The organism is Lysobacter sp. OAE881, assembly GCF_040546665.1.
In the GTDB taxonomy this organism is placed as follows: domain Bacteria; phylum Pseudomonadota; class Gammaproteobacteria; order Xanthomonadales; family Xanthomonadaceae; genus Lysobacter_J; species Lysobacter_J soli.
Map to the genome: position 1 here is coordinate 2876718 of NZ_JBEPOG010000001.1, position 14574 is coordinate 2891291.

A 14574-nucleotide genomic window follows, 5' to 3' on the forward strand; every position below is an offset into this window, starting at 1 on the left:
GACGGGACGGCGTTCATGCCAGCATGCCCTCCACCGGCAACACCATCAGGCCGCGCGCGCCGGCACGCTTGAGTTCTTCCAGCCGCTGCCACGTCACCGCGCCGTGGCAGAGGGCCTGCAGCGCGAGGTCGTCGCCGTCGTCCAGGCGCATCACCGTGGGCGTTTCCGCATCCGGCAGCAGCGGCAGCAGGTCGGGCAGCACGCGGCGCGGCGCCTGGAACAGCAGCAGCTTGCTGTGGCGGATGCGCAGCGCGCCATCGAGGCGGCGCAACAGCATCTCGGCGAGTTCGCCGCGCGTGGCGTCGAGCGCTTCGGCCGGGCCGGCGAGCACCGCTTCGCTTTCCAGCAGCGTCGTCACCGGCTTGAGCTGGTTCGCCGCGAGCGTCGCGCCGCTGGAGACCAGATCGCAGATCGCGTCGGCCTGGCCGAGGCGCGGTGCGATTTCGACCGACCCCGACAGCAGCACGACCTTCGCGTCGATGCCCTGCTCGGCCAGCCAGCGCGTCAGCGACGCCGGGTAGCTCGTGGCGATGCGCTTGCCGGCGAGTTGCTCCGGCCCCTGCCAGTCCCAGCCGTCCGGCACGGCAAGCGCGAGGCGGCAACCGCCGAATCCGAGCGCACGCCATTCGCGGAAGGCCGGCGCGCTGCCGCCCGCCGCGCGGTCGTAGCCCTGCTCGAGCAGCACGTTGCGTCCGACGATGCCGAGGTCGCAGACGCCTTCGGCGATGAGGCCCGGGATGTCGTCATCGCGCACCAGCAGCAGGTCGACCGGCAGCGATTCGCCGTAGCAGAACAGGCGGTCGCGGCTTTCGCGCCAGCTCAGGCCGCAGGAGGTCAGCAGTGCGCGGGCCGGATCGGCCAGCCGGCCGGACTTCTGGATCGCGATGCGCAGGCGATCGCGCGCCGGCGTGTTGGGGGAGGGACTCATGGGGATCTCTGGGAACCGATGCGGATCAGCCGGCGTTGAGCGCGGCGGGAGGCGTGGAAAGTCGGGCCGCGGCGACGCCGTAGCCGCCGGCGCCGCGTTCGAGCGTGCGCGCGACGCGACCGATGGTGGTGACGCTCACCTGCGTGCGCTCGTGGATTTCGCGGTACGGGACGTTGTCCTGCAGCAGCGGCACCACGCGCCAGCGGTCGCCCATCGCTTCGAGCTCGGCGGGCGTGCACAGGTCTTCCAGGAAGGCCTGGACCTCCTCGACGGTCTGCAGGCTCGCCAGTGCCGCGGCGAGGAAGCCGAGGTTCTCGGCGCTGCGCTCGTTTTCCAAGGGACGACGCTTCATTTCGAACCCAATGTATTAACGCGTTAATACATTGGAGCATCTTGGTCGGGGCGCGGTCAACCGGCAGGAGCCCGAGGCCGGCCCTAGCCTGAACGCCGCGTTCACACGGTCCGCGGCGATAGTGATGGCCGCGTCACGACCGCCCGCCGGGCCGCCAGTGCGGGCTCGCCGCCCTGCCCGGTCCCACGCCAACGCCTCAACGATCGGCCACCGCATGACCAGCGGCCGAAGGGACGACATGGAACGTGCGCCTGTCTGGGTCCGCCTCTGCCTCGCGGCGCTGCTCGCGCTTGCGTGGTCGGCGGCGTCCGCATCGGCGGCAACCATCGAACTGGGGCGGCAGACGGCCCAGCTCGATCTCGCGCCGGCCATGCAGTACCTCCACGACGAACCCGCGACCGGTGATATCGGCACGGCGATGGGGTGGCTCGACGACGGACGCTTCCAGCCCCTGCCCAGCGGCCGAACCTCGCTCGGTTTCCACGACGGCGCGTTCTGGTTCCATGTTCGCGTGGTCAACCGCGACAACCCCGAGACGCGGTGGCTGCTGGTCCAGCACTACGCACTGAGCGACCGCATCGACGTGTACGCGCGTCATGCGGACGGCCGCATCACGGTGCAGGCAGGCGGCGACCATCTGCCGTTCGCCGCACGAAGCATCCGCTACCGGCATCCGAACTTCCTGCTGACGCTTCCGCCCGGCGAGCCGGTGGACGTATTCGTGCGCGTGCAGAGCGAAAGCTCGATGCAGGTGCCGCTCTCGCTGTTCACGCTGCCGGCCTTCGCCGAGGCCGCGCGCGATGCGCAGTTCGTCATCGGCGCGTACTACGGGATCCTGCTGGCGCTGTTCTTCTACAACATGGCGCTGTGGCTGAGCCTGCGCGATGCCAGCTACTTCTGGTACCTGGTGCACCTGTCCGCGTTCGGATTGGTGCTGTTCACGCTCAACGGCCTGGGCTTCGAATACCTGTGGCCTGGCTCGACCTGGATGAACGACCGCATGGTGCCGTTGTCGGCGTGCCTGGCGCAGATCGGCATGCAGCAGTTCGCGCGCGTGTTCCTCGGCCTGCGCGAACAGTGGCCACGCGGCGACCGCGTCAGCCTGCTGCTGATCGCGTTCTTCGCGCTTCTGGGCGTGGCGTCGACGTGGTTGCCGTACCACATCGCCACACCCGTCGCCGGCGCCGCGGTGCTGCCGAGCATCGCGTGGATCGCGATCGCATCGGTGGCGATGGTGCGTCGCGGTTACGCGCCGGCGCGGCTGTTCCTGCTGGCGTGGGCGATGTTCCTGTTGGGGACGGGATTGTTCGTCGCCGTGGCATTCGGCCTGGCGCCCAAAACCTTCTTCACCGAATACGGGGTGCAGATCGGCTCGGCCCTGGAAATGCTGCTGCTGTCGATCGCGCTGGGCCACCGCTATGCCCAGTTCCGCAACGAGAACGAACGCATCGTCAGCGACGCGAAGGCGCAGCTGGAGCACAAGGTCGAACTGCGCACCACGGAACTTCGAAGCGCGCTGGTGCAGCTGGAAGATGCGCATGCACGGCTGCGCGAGTCCAGCCAGCGCGACGCATTGACCGGACTGCACAACCGCACGCATTTCCGCGACCGCTTCGATGCGTTGCTCCGGCAGGCGCGCGAGCATCACCGTCCGCTGTCGTTGCTGATGATCGACCTGGACAACTTCAAGTCGATCAACGACCGCTACGGGCACCTGATCGGCGACGAATGCCTGCGCTGGGCGGCGCGTACCCTGGGCCATGCGCTGCGCCCGCACCAGGATGCGCTGCTGGCGCGATTCGGCGGCGAGGAATTCGTGGTCGTGCTGCCCGGCCTGAACCTCACCGCCGCGGCGCAGGTCGCCGAAGACCTGCGCCATCACCTGCGCGAATCGCCGTTCCGCAGCGGTGCCTACGAGATCACGGTGACGGCGAGCATCGGCGTGCACGCCGCCGGATCGCCCGCGTTCGGCGGGGTCGATCCGTTGTTGCAGCTGGCCGACCAGGCGCTGTATCGCGCGAAAGCCGACGGGCGCGATTGCGTGCGCACGTCGCACGGGGAAATGGCATGACTGCGGGCACTTACCCCGACCCTCCCCTTTGCGGGAAAGGGCTTGAATCAACGCTCAGCTGCGCGCCGCGCCCAGGATCGTGCCGTCCTTCACCAGACGCACCGCGGTGGCGACTTCGCCGTCGAGGGCGCGATCGCGATCGAGGAACGGAATCTCACGGCGGATCGCCGCATGCGCGGCTGCCACGGCGCGGCCCGGCTGGAACTCGTCCGCGGCCGCGAGCTCGGCGCGCAGCGCTTCGACCTCGTCGAGGAAGGCGTCGTATTCCAGCGTGCCCGGCGTCGGGCCGCCGGCGATCTTGGCCGCGAGCGCGGTCGCATCGGCACGGTTCGCGAGATCGCGCGCGGCGTTGATCATGTCGCGACGCAGGTCCAGCGCCTGCGCGGCGGTGTACAGCTCCAGCGCGATCACCTTGCCCAGGTCGTCCGCCATCGACAGCACGTGGCGTGCTTCGTTCGCGCCCATCGACACGTGGTCTTCGGCGTTCGCGCTGGTCGGGATCGAATACACCGAGGCCGGATGCGCACGGCTCGCCAGGTCGTTGACGATCGCCGCCGCCGTGTACTGCACGATCATGTGGCCGGACTCGGTGGAATCCTCGTTGCCGATGAGGAAACCCGGCAGGCCGTCGTTCGTGGCCGGATCCACCAGCTTGTTGAGGCGGCGCTCGGAAATGCTCGCCAGCACGGGAATGGCCGCCTTCACGTAGCTCATCGCCAGTGCCAGCGGCATGCCGTGGAAATGGCCGGCGGAAATCACCTGCTGCTCGACGAACTCGGCCTTCGCATCGGGGAACACGATGGGGTTGTCGGTCAGCGCATTGAGTTCGATGTCCAGAACGCGCGCCGCCTGCGCGATCGCGTCGCGCACCGCGCCGTGCACCTGCGGGATGCAGCGCAGCGAGTAGCTGTCCTGCGGCTGGTGCTTCTTGCCGCCGCGGAACGGGCGGAAACGGCGATAGAACTTCTCGCGACCGTGGCGCTGGGCCATCGGCACCCAATCCCAGCCGATGTCGAACCGCAGCGACTGCGCCTGCGCGGTGTCCCAGCTGCCGGGCTGCCACGCGCGGAACTTCGGCACGAGGTGGTACGGAATGTCGGCCAGCGTCGAACCCTGCAGCAGGATGCGCAGGTTCGCCGCGCTGTGCACCTGGCCCGGATGCGGGCGCAGCGCATGCACTTCCTCGGCGAACGCGCCCAGGCGCCCTGCGAAGGCGTCGATCGTCATCGCCGCGGCGAGATCGGCCGTATCGAGCAGGTCTTCGAGTTTGTCCAGCGCGAGCACGCCACAGGCGAGCATCTGCGCGGTGCCGTTGTTGAGCGCGAGGCCTTCCTTGTACGACAGCGTGATCGGCGACAGGCCCGCGAGACGCAGCGCTTCAGCGCCCGGCATCCGCTGGCCTTCGAAGAACGCTTCGCCACCGCCGAGCAGCACGATCGCCAGATGCGACAACGGCGCGAGGTCGCCCGACGCGCCCACCGAACCCAGCTGCGGCACGACCGGCACGATGCCGGCGTTTAGCATCGAGGTCAGCGCCTGCAATGTTTCGACGCGGATGCCCGAATGCCCGCGCATCAGCGTGTTGATGCGGATGCACAACATCGCGCGGACGATCTCCGGCGCGAACGGCTCGCCCACGCACACCGCGTGCGTGACGATGAGATTGCGCTGCAGTTCCTCGTGCAGCGTTTCGTTCGAACGCGTGCTGCCGGGCAATTCGTCGCGAAGGCGATGGTTGCCGAGCAGGCGGTCGGCATTGCTGCCGAAACCGGTGGAAACGCCGTAGATCGGCTCTTCCCGGCCCACCTGTTCGGCCAGGAAGGCCGCGGCGCGCGCCACGGTCGGAAGCTGCTCGTGCGCCAGCTCGACGTGCGCGCCGTAGGCGACATCGACCAGTTGTGCTCGGGTGAGGGAACGGCCGTCGAGTCGGATCGGTTTCATGGAGGTTCCGTAATGGTGTCGGCGTCCTCCCCTGCGAACAGGGGAGGATCAGGGCTCAGCGACCGGCGAGTACCTGGGCCTGCTCGAGTTCAACGCGCAGCGTGCTCGCAAGCTCCTCGCGCGCGACTTCGAACTGTTCCTCGCGCAGCAGGTCCTTCACCGCGACCACGCCGCGTGCGCGCTCGTCCTCGCCGGTGAGCACGACGAAGCGGATGCCGGCACGCGAGGCGTACTGGAACTGCTTGCCGATCTTCCGCGCTTCCATCTGCATCTCGGTGTTGATGCCGGCCGCGCGCAGGCGACGCGCGATGTCGAGCGCGTCGGGCAGCGAATCGGCATCCATCAGCGCGACCATCGCCTGCACCGTGCTGCCGGTCGCCTTGCCGAGCAGGCCGGCTTCGCGCAGCTGCCAGAACAGACGCGTGAGGCCGATCGAGATGCCGACGCCCGGCAGCTTCGACTTGGTGTAGTGGCTGGCAAGGTTCTCGTAACGGCCGCCCGAGCAGATCGAACCAATCTGCGGGTAATCGTTGAGCGTGGTCTCGTAGACGGTGCCGGTGTAGTAGTCCAGGCCGCGCGCGATGGAGAAATTGAGCGCGTAGTGCGTTTCCGGCACGCCGAGCGCGCGCACCAGTTCCAGCACTTCGCGCAGCTCGGCCACGCCTTCGCGCAGCGAATCGTTGCCTTCGCCCAGCGCGTCCAGCTGCGCCATCGCATCCGCGTGCGAGGTGGAGCGCACTTTCACGAAGTCGAGGATCTTCTCGACGCCCTCGGCCGGCAGGTTGAAGCCTTCGCCGGTCAGCGTTTCGCGCACGTAGTCCTCGCCGCGCTTGTCGAGCTTGTCGACTTCACGCAGCACCAGCGCCTGCAGTTCGCCGTCGGCGACGCCCTGCGCCTCGAAGAAGCCGCGCATCAGCTTGCGGTTGTTGAGCTGGATCGTGAACGCGCCGATGTCCAGCTCGCTGAACACCGAATGGATCACCGCCGGCAGTTCGGCATCGAAGCGCACGCTCAGCGCGTCCTTGCCGATCACGTCGATGTCGCACTGGTAGAACTCGCGGAACCGGCCGCGCTGGGCGCGCTCGCCGCGGTACACGCGCTGCATCTGGTAGCGGCGGAACGGGAACGCGAGCTCGTGTTCGTGCTCCGCGACGAAGCGCGCCAGCGGCACGGTCAGGTCGAAGCGCAGCGCCAGCTCCGGCATGCCCTCGCCGGTCCCGCTTTCGGCCTTGCCGAGCGCGCCGGTGGACTGCACGAAATACACCTGCCGCTCGGTCTCGCCGCCGGACTTGGTCAGCAGCACCTCCGACAGCTCCATCACCGGCGTTTCCACCGGGAGGAAGCCGAAGCGTTCGAAATTTCGGCGGATCGTGTCCAGCATGCGCTGGAAAGCGATCTGGTCAGGAGGCAGCAGCTCCATGACCCCGGGCGGGGTACGCGGCTTGATCAAGCGGGACTCCAGTGGATCGGGCGGCGGCGCCTGCGCGGCGCGTCGCTGAAGGGGACGGGAACCCCCACAGTTTAGCGGTTGCGCCCGCCCTTCCCCCAGCGCGGCGCCACCGACCTGAAGGAAATTGCATGAGACCCCTTGCCTCGCCCCCGCCGAACTGACTAGAATTTGCGGCTCAGCAGTCGGGGTGTAGCTCAGCCTGGTAGAGCGCTACGTTCGGGACGTAGAAGTCGCAGGTTCAAATCCTGTCTCCCCGACCAATTCCGCAGCGATGCGGTTGCTGAAACAGAAAACGCCGGCCGATGCCGGCGTTTTTCGTTTGGGGCGTTCCGAACGCACGTACGCGTCGACGCGACGTCGGGCATGATGCCGCGCAGTCCCTTCGGCGCCCCGCCATGCCCCTGTCCATCGAACCCTTCGAGCAGCGCGGCCGTTCCTGCGTGCGCCTGCGCCATTCCAGCGGCGCCACGACCGACATCAGCCTGCACGGCGCGAACGTGCTGTCGTGGAAGCCCTCCCCCGCCCGCGAGCGCCTGTATCTCAGCCCCAACGCCAGCCTGACGCCCGGCACCGCGATCCGCGGCGGCATTCCGGTGATCTTTCCGCAGTTCGGCGCACGTGGGGCGCTGCTGAAACACGGGTTCGCGCGGCTGCTGGAATGGCGCTTCGCCGGCTTGCAGGAAGCAACGCCGTTCGGCGAGTCGGCCGTGTTCGAGCTGGACGACGACGAACACACGCGCTCGCTGTGGCCCGTCCGCTTCGGCGCGCGGCTGCACGTCGCGCTCGGTGCGGATGCGCTGCAGGTCGGCCTGGAAGTGCTCAACCGCGACGACGCACCGTTCGCCTTCACCGCCGCGCTGCACACCTACCTGCGCGTGGCGAAGCTGGCCGCCGTGGAACTCGACGGCCTGGAGTCCACGCCTTACGAGGATTCGGCGCGCAACGGCGCCGCGATGCCGGCGTCGAACGCTCCGATCCGTTTCGAAGGCGAACTCGACCGCATCTACGCCGCCGCGCCACGGTCGCTGCGCCTGCGCGACGGTGACTCGACGCTGCACATCGAAAGCGAGGGCTTCCGCGATGCGGTCGTATGGAATCCCGGCGCCACGCTGGCGGCCTCGATGGGCGACCTCGGCGCGGGCGAACACCTGCGCTTCATCTGCGTGGAAGCGTCGACGGTGATGGAACCCGTCCCGCTTGCGCCGGGAGAACGCTGGCTCGGCGTGCAGCGCCTCCGGGAGTGAGGGTCAGCCGCGCGACTCCGCGTGGCGCACCTGCCCTTCCCCGCGCACGACGAAGCGCTCGATCGTGAGCGATTCGGCGCCCATCGGGCCGTACGCGTGCAGTCGCGTGGTGGAAATGCCGATCTCCGCGCCCAGGCCCAGCTGCCCGCCGTCATTGAAACGCGACGACGCATTCACCATCACCGCCGAACTGCGCGTGCCGCGCACGAACGCATCCGCCGCCCCCGCATCCTGCGTCGCGATCACCTCGGTGTGGTCCGAGCCGTATCGCGCGATGTGCGCCAGCGCCGCGTCCAGGTCGTCGACCACGCGCACGGCAATGACGAAGTCCAGGTACTCGGCCGCGTAGTCGTCGTCCGTGGCTGCGCGTGCATGCGGAACGATCGCCCGCGTCCGCTCGCAGCCGCGCACTTCGACGCCGCGTGCGGAGAGCCGTTCCATCGCGCACGGCAGGAACGTCGCGGCGACATCGCGATGCACCAGCAGCGTTTCCAGCGCATTGCAGACGCCTGGCCGCGAGGCCTTGCCGTCGATCAGCAGGTCCAGCGCCTGCGCGACATCGGCCGAGGCATCGACGTACAGATGGCAGACGCCCTTGTAATGCTTGATCACCGGCACGCGCGCGTGTTCGGCGACAAAGCGGATCAGGCTCTCGCCGCCGCGCGGGATGGCCAGGTCGATCAGGTCCGACAGCTGCAGCAGTTCGAGCACGTGTTCGCGCGCCGGATCGGACACCAGCGAGACCGCCGCTTCCGGCAGGCCCTCGGCACGCAGCGCCGAATGCAGGCAGGCGGCGATCGCGGCGTTGCTCGCGCGTGCCTCCGAACCGCCGCGCAGCAGCACCGCATTGCCGGCCTTGAGGCACAGCGCCGCGGCATCGGCGGTCACGTTCGGACGTGCCTCGTAGATCATGGCGATCAGGCCCAGCGGAATGCGCTGGCGTTCGATGACCACGCCATTCGGACGTACGTCGCGCCGCGTGACGACACCGAGCGGATCGGCCTGCGCCGCGACTTCGCGCAGGCCCTGTGCCATCGAATCGATGCGCGTGTCGTCGAGCTTGAGGCGGTCGAGCACCGCATCGCCGAGCCCGTTCGCGCGCCCGCGTTCCATGTCTTCGGCATTCGCGGCCATCACCTCGGCGCGACGCTCCGAAAGCGCATCGGCCATGCGTTCGATCAGGCGACGGCGCGCGTCACCGTCGAGCCGCGCGATGACCGACGCGGCCTCGCGCGCGCGTTCGGCGAGATGGCGGACGTATCCACTCACGTGCTGGTTTCCTTGTGCGACGTCGCGTCGATCAGCACCAGGTCGTCGCGATGCACCACCGATTCGCCGTAGCGGAATCCGAGGATCGCTTCGATCTCGTTGCTGTGCCGGCGCGCGATGCGACGGACTTCGTTGGCGCCGTACTGGGCCAGGCCGCGCGCGAAGGCGGGTTCGTGTTCGACGCCTATCTCGACCACGTCGCCGCGGCGGAACTCCCCTTTGGCCGACACCACTCCGCCCGGCAGCAGCGACGCGCCTTGACGGTGCAACGCGGCGAACGCGCCCGCGTCCACGTGCAGGCGGCCGGATGATGGCGCATGCCGCAGCCATTGCTTGCGGGCGCGGAGGCGGTCGCCCTGCGCGAGCACCAGCGTGCCGTGCAGCACGTCGTCGTGAAGCGCCCGAACGACATCCGCATCACGGCCGCAGAACAGCGCGGTCGCGATACCGGCCGCGCCTGCCTTGGCGGCGGCATCGAGTTTCGTGCGCATGCCGCCTGTGCCGAGCGTGCCGGCGCCGCCGCTTGCGGCCTGCAGCAGCTCCGGCGTGATGGTCTCCACGCGCATGATCGCTTGCGCCGCCGGGTCGCGCGGATGCGCGCTGTACAGGCCGCCGATGTCGGTGGCGATCAACAGCAGGTCCGCATCCACCAGCGACGCCACGGCCGCGGCAAGGTTGTCGTTGTCGCCGAGCTTGAGTTCGTCGACGGCGACCGTGTCGTTCTCGTTGATCACCGGCAGCGCGCCCAGGCGCAGCAGTTCGCGCAGCGTCGCGCGCGCGTTGAGGTAGCGCCGCCGGTTGCGCAGGTCATCGTGCGTGAGCAGCACCTGCGCGACGGGACGATCGACCAGCTGCTGCCAGAACGTCACGAGCGCGGCCTGCCCGAGCGACGCCAATGCCTGACGCAGCACGAGGTTCTCGCCGCCCGCAGCGATGCGATGCCGTCCCGCCGCGACCGCGCCGGACGACACGAGCACGATCTCCCGCTGCTGCGTCCGCGCATGTTCGATGAAGCGCGCGAGGGCGCCCGCATGGCGCGGATCCAGGCCGTCTTCGCCCGACAGCAGGCTGCTGCCGACCTTCAGCACGGCCCGTCGCCACGGCGGCAGCGGTTGCGCGGTGAAATCGGAGCCGTTCATTGCGTGCCGTATTCCCAGTCGAACGGCACGCCCGTCTCGCCCAGCACGAAGCGCACGAGCTGCGGGAAACCCGCCTCGCTGCGCACGTCGTTCGACAGGATCGCCACGCAGCGCTTGCGTTGCTCTACGCAGACCCATGTGTTGCCGGTGGTGTCGTTGTGCCCACCCTTGAAGAAGCCGCGACCCTGCGGGCCCTCGAATACGACCACGCCAATGCCCGCCGCGAGATCCTTCCGGCGCTGTTCCGGCGGAAGCTCCGGTTGCAACGTCGGGAACTGCGAACGCGTGGTGATCGCCAGTTGCGGCTTCACCATTTCGGCGCGGCTGCTCGGCTTGAGGCCATCGCCGCGCACGAATGCCGCGGCAAACTTCGCCAAATCCGCGATGGTCGTGTCCATCGAGCCGGCGGCCCGCACCTTGGAGCGTTCGTCGTGCGGCTCGACCTTGCCCTGCTCGTCCCAGCCATCGGCGAGGTTGCCGGCGAAGTCGTCGCGCCAGATCAAGCTCGTGCTCGTCATGCCGAGTTCGTTGAAGATGCGCGCGCTTTCCGTCCCGACGTCGATGCCTTTGCCGATTTCCATCGCGAACTGGAGCGTATTCAGCCCATCGCCGGAGTACGCGTAGCGCGAACCGGGATCGAAGTGGAAATGCAGCTTCTCGTCCGGCTCAAGGAAACCGAAGTTCGCGAAGCCGGTGGAATGCGTCAGCACGATGCGCGGCGTCAGCTTGCGCCAGCGCTCGTCCAGTGCGGTCCAGTCGGCGAAACGGTTCGTGATGTCCGCCGATGCATAGGACGGCAGCGGCCTGGGCAGCATGTCGGCGAGCGACGTGTCGAGCGTGAAGCGGCCGGCATCGACCTGCCGCATCACGGTGTAGGCGAACACCGCCTTGGTCAGCGATGCGCCGTACATGATCGTGTCGACCTGCAGCGGGTCGCCTGCCGCGTTGCGCACGCCGTGCGCAGCGACGTGCACCGGCTTGCCATCGTCGATGACGGCGATGGCGAGGCCCTTCGATCCGGTGTCGCGCATGACGCGCGCGACTTCGGCATCGATGGCCGCCGGCGCGGGAATCTCATGCGCCGCCACGACGGCCGGCGCGAACGCGAACAGTGCGAAGAACCAACGGCGCATGGAGCTCCCCTTCATCATGGACGTACCGTGTGATGCGGAACCGCGACTGCCACTGCATTGGAACCAGCCTGCCCGCGCCCCGCGCGCGGGAGGATGTGCCGGAAGTTACTCCGCCAAACGAGCCAGTCTTTCCTTCAACGCATCGAGCCGCAGCTCACCCGACGCACCTGGCGAAACGCGTGCACGCAGGCTCGCGTCCGGATCGCCTTCGGCCCAGCGCGCCGGATCGGCGGCAAGCCGGTAGGCCTCGCGGAACGGCAACCCCTCGCGCGCCATGTCGACGGCCAGATCGGTCGCGTACATCGACGGATCCAGCGCCTCGCGCATGCGCTCGGTCTTCCATTCCAGGTTGCGCAGCAGGTCCGGCAGCAGTTCGAGCGCGTCGAGCCCGCGGCCGAACGCGTGGAAGATCGCTCCCTTCGAAAACTGCAGGTCACGGTGGTAGCCCGACGGCAGCGAGAGGAGCTGTTCGATCTCCGTGCGCGCGGCCGCGGCCGCGGAGTAGCTGGCGCGCATCAGTTCGATGACGTCGGGATTGCGCTTGTTCGGCATGATCGAACTGCCCGTCGTGTACTGCGACGGCAACGCGACGAAACCGAATTCGGCGCTGGTGAACAGGCTCAGGTCCCACGCGAGGCGGCGCAGGTCGAGCAGCGCGGAGGTCAGCGCTTCGATCGCGGCCATCTCGAACTTGCCGCGCGAAAGCTGCGCATACGCGGCCGACACCTGCATGCGGCCGAAGCCGAGCGCCTGCGTGGTGTGGTCGCGTGCCAGCGGCAGGTTCACCCCGTAACCGGCAGCGCTGCCGAGCGGATTGGCATCCACCCATGCGAGCGTGTCCGCGGCGCGCTGCGCGTCGTCGACGAACCCCTCGGCCCACGCCGCCCACCACATGCCCAGCGAGGACACGACGGCGCGCTGCAGGTGCGTGTAGCCCGGCAGTGGCACGGCCTGCTCGGCCTCCGCGCGGGCGAGCGCGACCTGCGCGCTCTCGCGGCACGTGGCGAGCAGGCGCGACAGGCGATCCTTCAGCCACAGACGCGTGGCGACGAGGATCTGGTCGTTGCGGCTGCGGCCGGTGTGGATCTTCTTGCCGGCATCGCCGAGGCGTTCGACCAGGCGCGCCTCGATCGCCGAATGTCCGTCTTCGTACTGATCATCGAGGACGAAGCGGCCCGCATTGAAATCGTCGGCGAGGAGGGAAAGCTCGCGCTCCAGCCCGGCGAGTTCGTCGGCGGCGAGGATGCCGATCTGCTGCAGGCCCTGCGCATGCGCGCGGCTGGCCTCGATGTCGAACACGAAGAACTCGCGATCGAGGATCACGTCCTCGCCGGCGAGGAACTTCTGGATGCGCGCGTCGACCTTGACGCCGGGTTTTTGCCACAACAGATCGGACATGACGGCCTCGGTATTACGTGATGCTTCCCTGTCGCCCGCGCATGCGAACGACGCCAGACTAACCCGCGTGGCGAACCTGCGGGACGCCGCGGTTCTCGTCCAACCCGAACGCGAGGTTGAGGTTCTGCAACGCCTGCGTCGCCGCGCCCTTGAGCAGGTTGTCCTCGGTGGCGACGACGACCAGGCGGTGGCCATCGGGCGACAGCGTGAAACCGCCCAGCTCGACGTGATGCTGGCCGGCGATGCGGCTGACCCACGGCGCTTCGTCGAGCACGTCGACCATCGGCTCGTCGGCGTAGCGTTCGCGATAGCGCGACACGACGGCGTCGCGTTCGAACGCGGTCGACAGTGGCAGGTTGGCGGTGATGGTCAGCCCGCGGAAATGCGGTGCGACGTGCGGCAGGAACTGTACTTCGTGACCGAGCTGGCGCGTCACTTCACGCTCATGAATGTGATTGGTCAGCGCGTACGGCATCAGGTTGTCGCGCAGTTTTTCCGGATCGTTCTTGTCCGACGGCGACGTACCCGCGCCCGAATAGCCCGACACGCCGAAGCACTGCACCGGACCCGCCAGCACATCGAGCATCGGCGCGACCGCCAGCTGCATCGCCGTGGCATAGCAGCCGGGATTGCTGATGCGGCGTTGTCCCGCGTACTTGCGGCGCGTGAGTTCGGGCAGGCCGTAGTACCAGGTGTCGTCGAAGCGGTAATCGGCGGAAAGATCGACGATGACCGGATCCATGCCCGCGTTGTCGAACGCGGCGACGCACGCGGCGGCCTTGCCGTTCGGCAGCGCGAGCACGACCGCGTCCGCGCCCAGGCCCGGCAGTTCCTCGTTCGACGGCGCGACATAGCGCAGTTCGGGATCGATGCCTTCCACGCCTTCGAACTGATCGGCAACACGCTGCCCGACCAGTTCGCGCGAGGACACGAACGCGAGTTCGAGATCCGGATGACCGGCGATGAGCCGGATGAGTTCGGCGCCCACGTAACCGCGCGCGCCTACGATGCCAACGGACTTGCTCACGTCCGGTCGCTCCCTTGTTCGTGTTGTTCAAGCCGGTGCCGGAGATTGCGCTTCACGGCCGGCCATTCGGATTCGATGATGGAAAACGCCACCGTGTCGCGCACGCTGCCGTCGGCGTGACGACGATGGCTGCGAAGCACGCCGTCCTGCTTCGCGCCCAGCCGCGCGATCGCGGTGCGGGACGCGTGGTTGAACCAGCTGGTTTCGAAGCCCACGCACGCGCAGCCCATCGTTTCGAACGCATGCGCGAGCAGCAGCAGCTTCGCTTCGGTGTTCAGCCCGGTGCGCTGCACGCGCGGTGCGTAGAACGTGTAGCCGATCTGCACGCGCGGCACGGCCGGATCGAGGTCGTAGAAGCGCGTGCAGCCGACGATCTCGCCGTTCGCATCGTGCACCGCGAACACGAGCGCCTTGCCCTGCGCCTGCATCTCCAGCGCGGCGGCGATGTAGCCGTCGACATCGTTCGGCGCCGGCACGTTGGTGAACCACAGGCGCGACAGTTCGCCGTCGCCGAGCGCAAGGCGCAGGCCGGCGGCGTGGTCGGCACGCAGCGGTTCGAGCACGACGTGCTGGCCGCGAAGGCTCGGCACGCGGGTCCAGGGGTCGACGTGTGCGCTCATCG

General features: G+C 68.4%; 12 protein-coding genes and 1 tRNA gene. 3 read left to right on the top strand and 10 right to left on the bottom strand.

Going from position 1 to position 14574, the window contains the following annotated elements:
- Positions 1–13: 13 nt before the first annotated feature.
- Together hisG and ABIE51_RS13335 are read right to left on the bottom strand one after the other, a co-directional pair.
- Positions 14–928: an ATP phosphoribosyltransferase gene (gene hisG, locus ABIE51_RS13330; RefSeq protein ID WP_192631096.1), complete on the bottom strand. Its 915-nt coding sequence runs from the start codon at positions 926–928 to the stop codon at positions 14–16.
- 25 nt (positions 929–953) lie between these two features.
- Complete coding sequence (locus ABIE51_RS13335) at positions 954–1280, bottom strand: YerC/YecD family TrpR-related protein (protein ID WP_115844612.1); 327 nt, start codon at positions 1278–1280, stop codon at positions 954–956.
- A gap of 238 nt (positions 1281–1518) precedes the next feature.
- On the opposite strand from ABIE51_RS13335, the gene ABIE51_RS13340 reads away from it, so the two are divergent.
- Positions 1519–3351 (top strand): sensor domain-containing diguanylate cyclase, encoded by a 1833-nt coding sequence (locus ABIE51_RS13340; protein WP_192631097.1) that lies wholly within the window; start codon positions 1519–1521, stop codon positions 3349–3351.
- A 54-nt stretch (positions 3352–3405) separates the two neighbouring features.
- On the opposite strand, the gene ABIE51_RS13345 is transcribed toward ABIE51_RS13340, so the two are convergent.
- Both ABIE51_RS13345 and hisS read right to left on the bottom strand, forming a co-directional pair.
- Entirely contained in the window at positions 3406–5292 is a 1887-nt protein-coding gene (locus tag ABIE51_RS13345; RefSeq protein WP_192631098.1) for an HAL/PAL/TAL family ammonia-lyase, read from the bottom strand.
- A 55-nt stretch (positions 5293–5347) separates the two neighbouring features.
- Positions 5348–6742 carry a histidine--tRNA ligase gene (hisS, locus tag ABIE51_RS13350; RefSeq protein ID WP_192631099.1) on the bottom strand — a complete coding sequence of 465 codons (1395 nt, stop codon included), beginning with the start codon at positions 6740–6742 and terminating at the stop codon, positions 5348–5350.
- 183 nt (positions 6743–6925) lie between these two features.
- Between hisS and ABIE51_RS13355 the strand changes: the two genes are divergently transcribed.
- Positions 6926–7002, top strand: a tRNA-Pro gene (locus ABIE51_RS13355).
- 135 nt (positions 7003–7137) lie between these two features.
- Positions 7138–7986, top strand: a complete 849-nt coding sequence (locus ABIE51_RS13360) for a D-hexose-6-phosphate mutarotase (RefSeq protein WP_192631100.1) — start codon at positions 7138–7140, stop codon at positions 7984–7986.
- Positions 7987–7989: 3 nt separating this feature from the next.
- Here ABIE51_RS13360 and ABIE51_RS13365 read toward each other — a convergent pair whose 3' ends face one another.
- The 6 genes from ABIE51_RS13365 to ABIE51_RS13390 form a co-directional block, all read right to left on the bottom strand.
- On the bottom strand, positions 7990–9255 hold the full coding sequence (locus ABIE51_RS13365) for a glutamate-5-semialdehyde dehydrogenase (protein ID WP_192631101.1): 1266 nt from the start codon (positions 9253–9255) through the stop codon (positions 7990–7992).
- The gene (proB, locus tag ABIE51_RS13370) at positions 9252–10394 is read right to left on the bottom strand and encodes a glutamate 5-kinase (protein WP_192631102.1); all 1143 of its coding nucleotides are present in this window, start codon (positions 10392–10394) and stop codon (positions 9252–9254) included. The genes ABIE51_RS13365 and proB overlap by 4 nt, the downstream gene beginning before the upstream one ends.
- Entirely contained in the window at positions 10391–11527 is a 1137-nt protein-coding gene (locus ABIE51_RS13375) for a serine hydrolase domain-containing protein (RefSeq protein WP_192631103.1), read from the bottom strand. Before ABIE51_RS13375 ends, proB begins: the two co-directional genes overlap by 4 nt.
- A gap of 105 nt (positions 11528–11632) precedes the next feature.
- Positions 11633–12925, bottom strand: a complete 1293-nt coding sequence (gene argH / locus ABIE51_RS13380; protein WP_192631104.1) for an argininosuccinate lyase — start codon at positions 12923–12925, stop codon at positions 11633–11635.
- 58 nt (positions 12926–12983) lie between these two features.
- Positions 12984–13952, bottom strand: a complete 969-nt coding sequence (argC, locus tag ABIE51_RS13385) for an N-acetyl-gamma-glutamyl-phosphate reductase (protein ID WP_192631105.1) — start codon at positions 13950–13952, stop codon at positions 12984–12986.
- Positions 13949–14572 carry a GNAT family N-acetyltransferase gene (locus ABIE51_RS13390; protein ID WP_192631106.1) on the bottom strand — a complete coding sequence of 208 codons (624 nt, stop codon included), beginning with the start codon at positions 14570–14572 and terminating at the stop codon, positions 13949–13951. The genes argC and ABIE51_RS13390 overlap by 4 nt, the downstream gene beginning before the upstream one ends.
- Between the last annotated feature and the right edge of the window lie 2 nt (positions 14573–14574).

What these genes read in the sequence shown, in the direction of transcription:
- hisG (WP_192631096.1), bottom strand. Translation starts at nt 928, where the DNA reads ATGAGTCCCTCCCCCAACACGCCGGCGCGCGATCGCCTGCGCATCGCG.
- ABIE51_RS13335 (WP_115844612.1), bottom strand. Translation starts at nt 1,280, where the DNA reads ATGAAGCGTCGTCCCTTGGAAAACGAGCGCAGCGCCGAGAACCTCGGC.
- ABIE51_RS13340 (WP_192631097.1), top strand. Translation starts at nt 1,519, where the DNA reads ATGGAACGTGCGCCTGTCTGGGTCCGCCTCTGCCTCGCGGCGCTGCTC.
- ABIE51_RS13345 (WP_192631098.1), bottom strand. Translation starts at nt 5,292, where the DNA reads ATGAAACCGATCCGACTCGACGGCCGTTCCCTCACCCGAGCACAACTG.
- ABIE51_RS13360 (WP_192631100.1), top strand. Translation starts at nt 7,138, where the DNA reads ATGCCCCTGTCCATCGAACCCTTCGAGCAGCGCGGCCGTTCCTGCGTG.
- proB (WP_192631102.1), bottom strand. Translation starts at nt 10,394, where the DNA reads ATGAACGGCTCCGATTTCACCGCGCAACCGCTGCCGCCGTGGCGACGG.
- ABIE51_RS13375 (WP_192631103.1), bottom strand. Translation starts at nt 11,527, where the DNA reads ATGCGCCGTTGGTTCTTCGCACTGTTCGCGTTCGCGCCGGCCGTCGTG.
- argH (WP_192631104.1), bottom strand. Translation starts at nt 12,925, where the DNA reads ATGTCCGATCTGTTGTGGCAAAAACCCGGCGTCAAGGTCGACGCGCGC.
- ABIE51_RS13390 (WP_192631106.1), bottom strand. Translation starts at nt 14,572, where the DNA reads ATGAGCGCACACGTCGACCCCTGGACCCGCGTGCCGAGCCTTCGCGGC.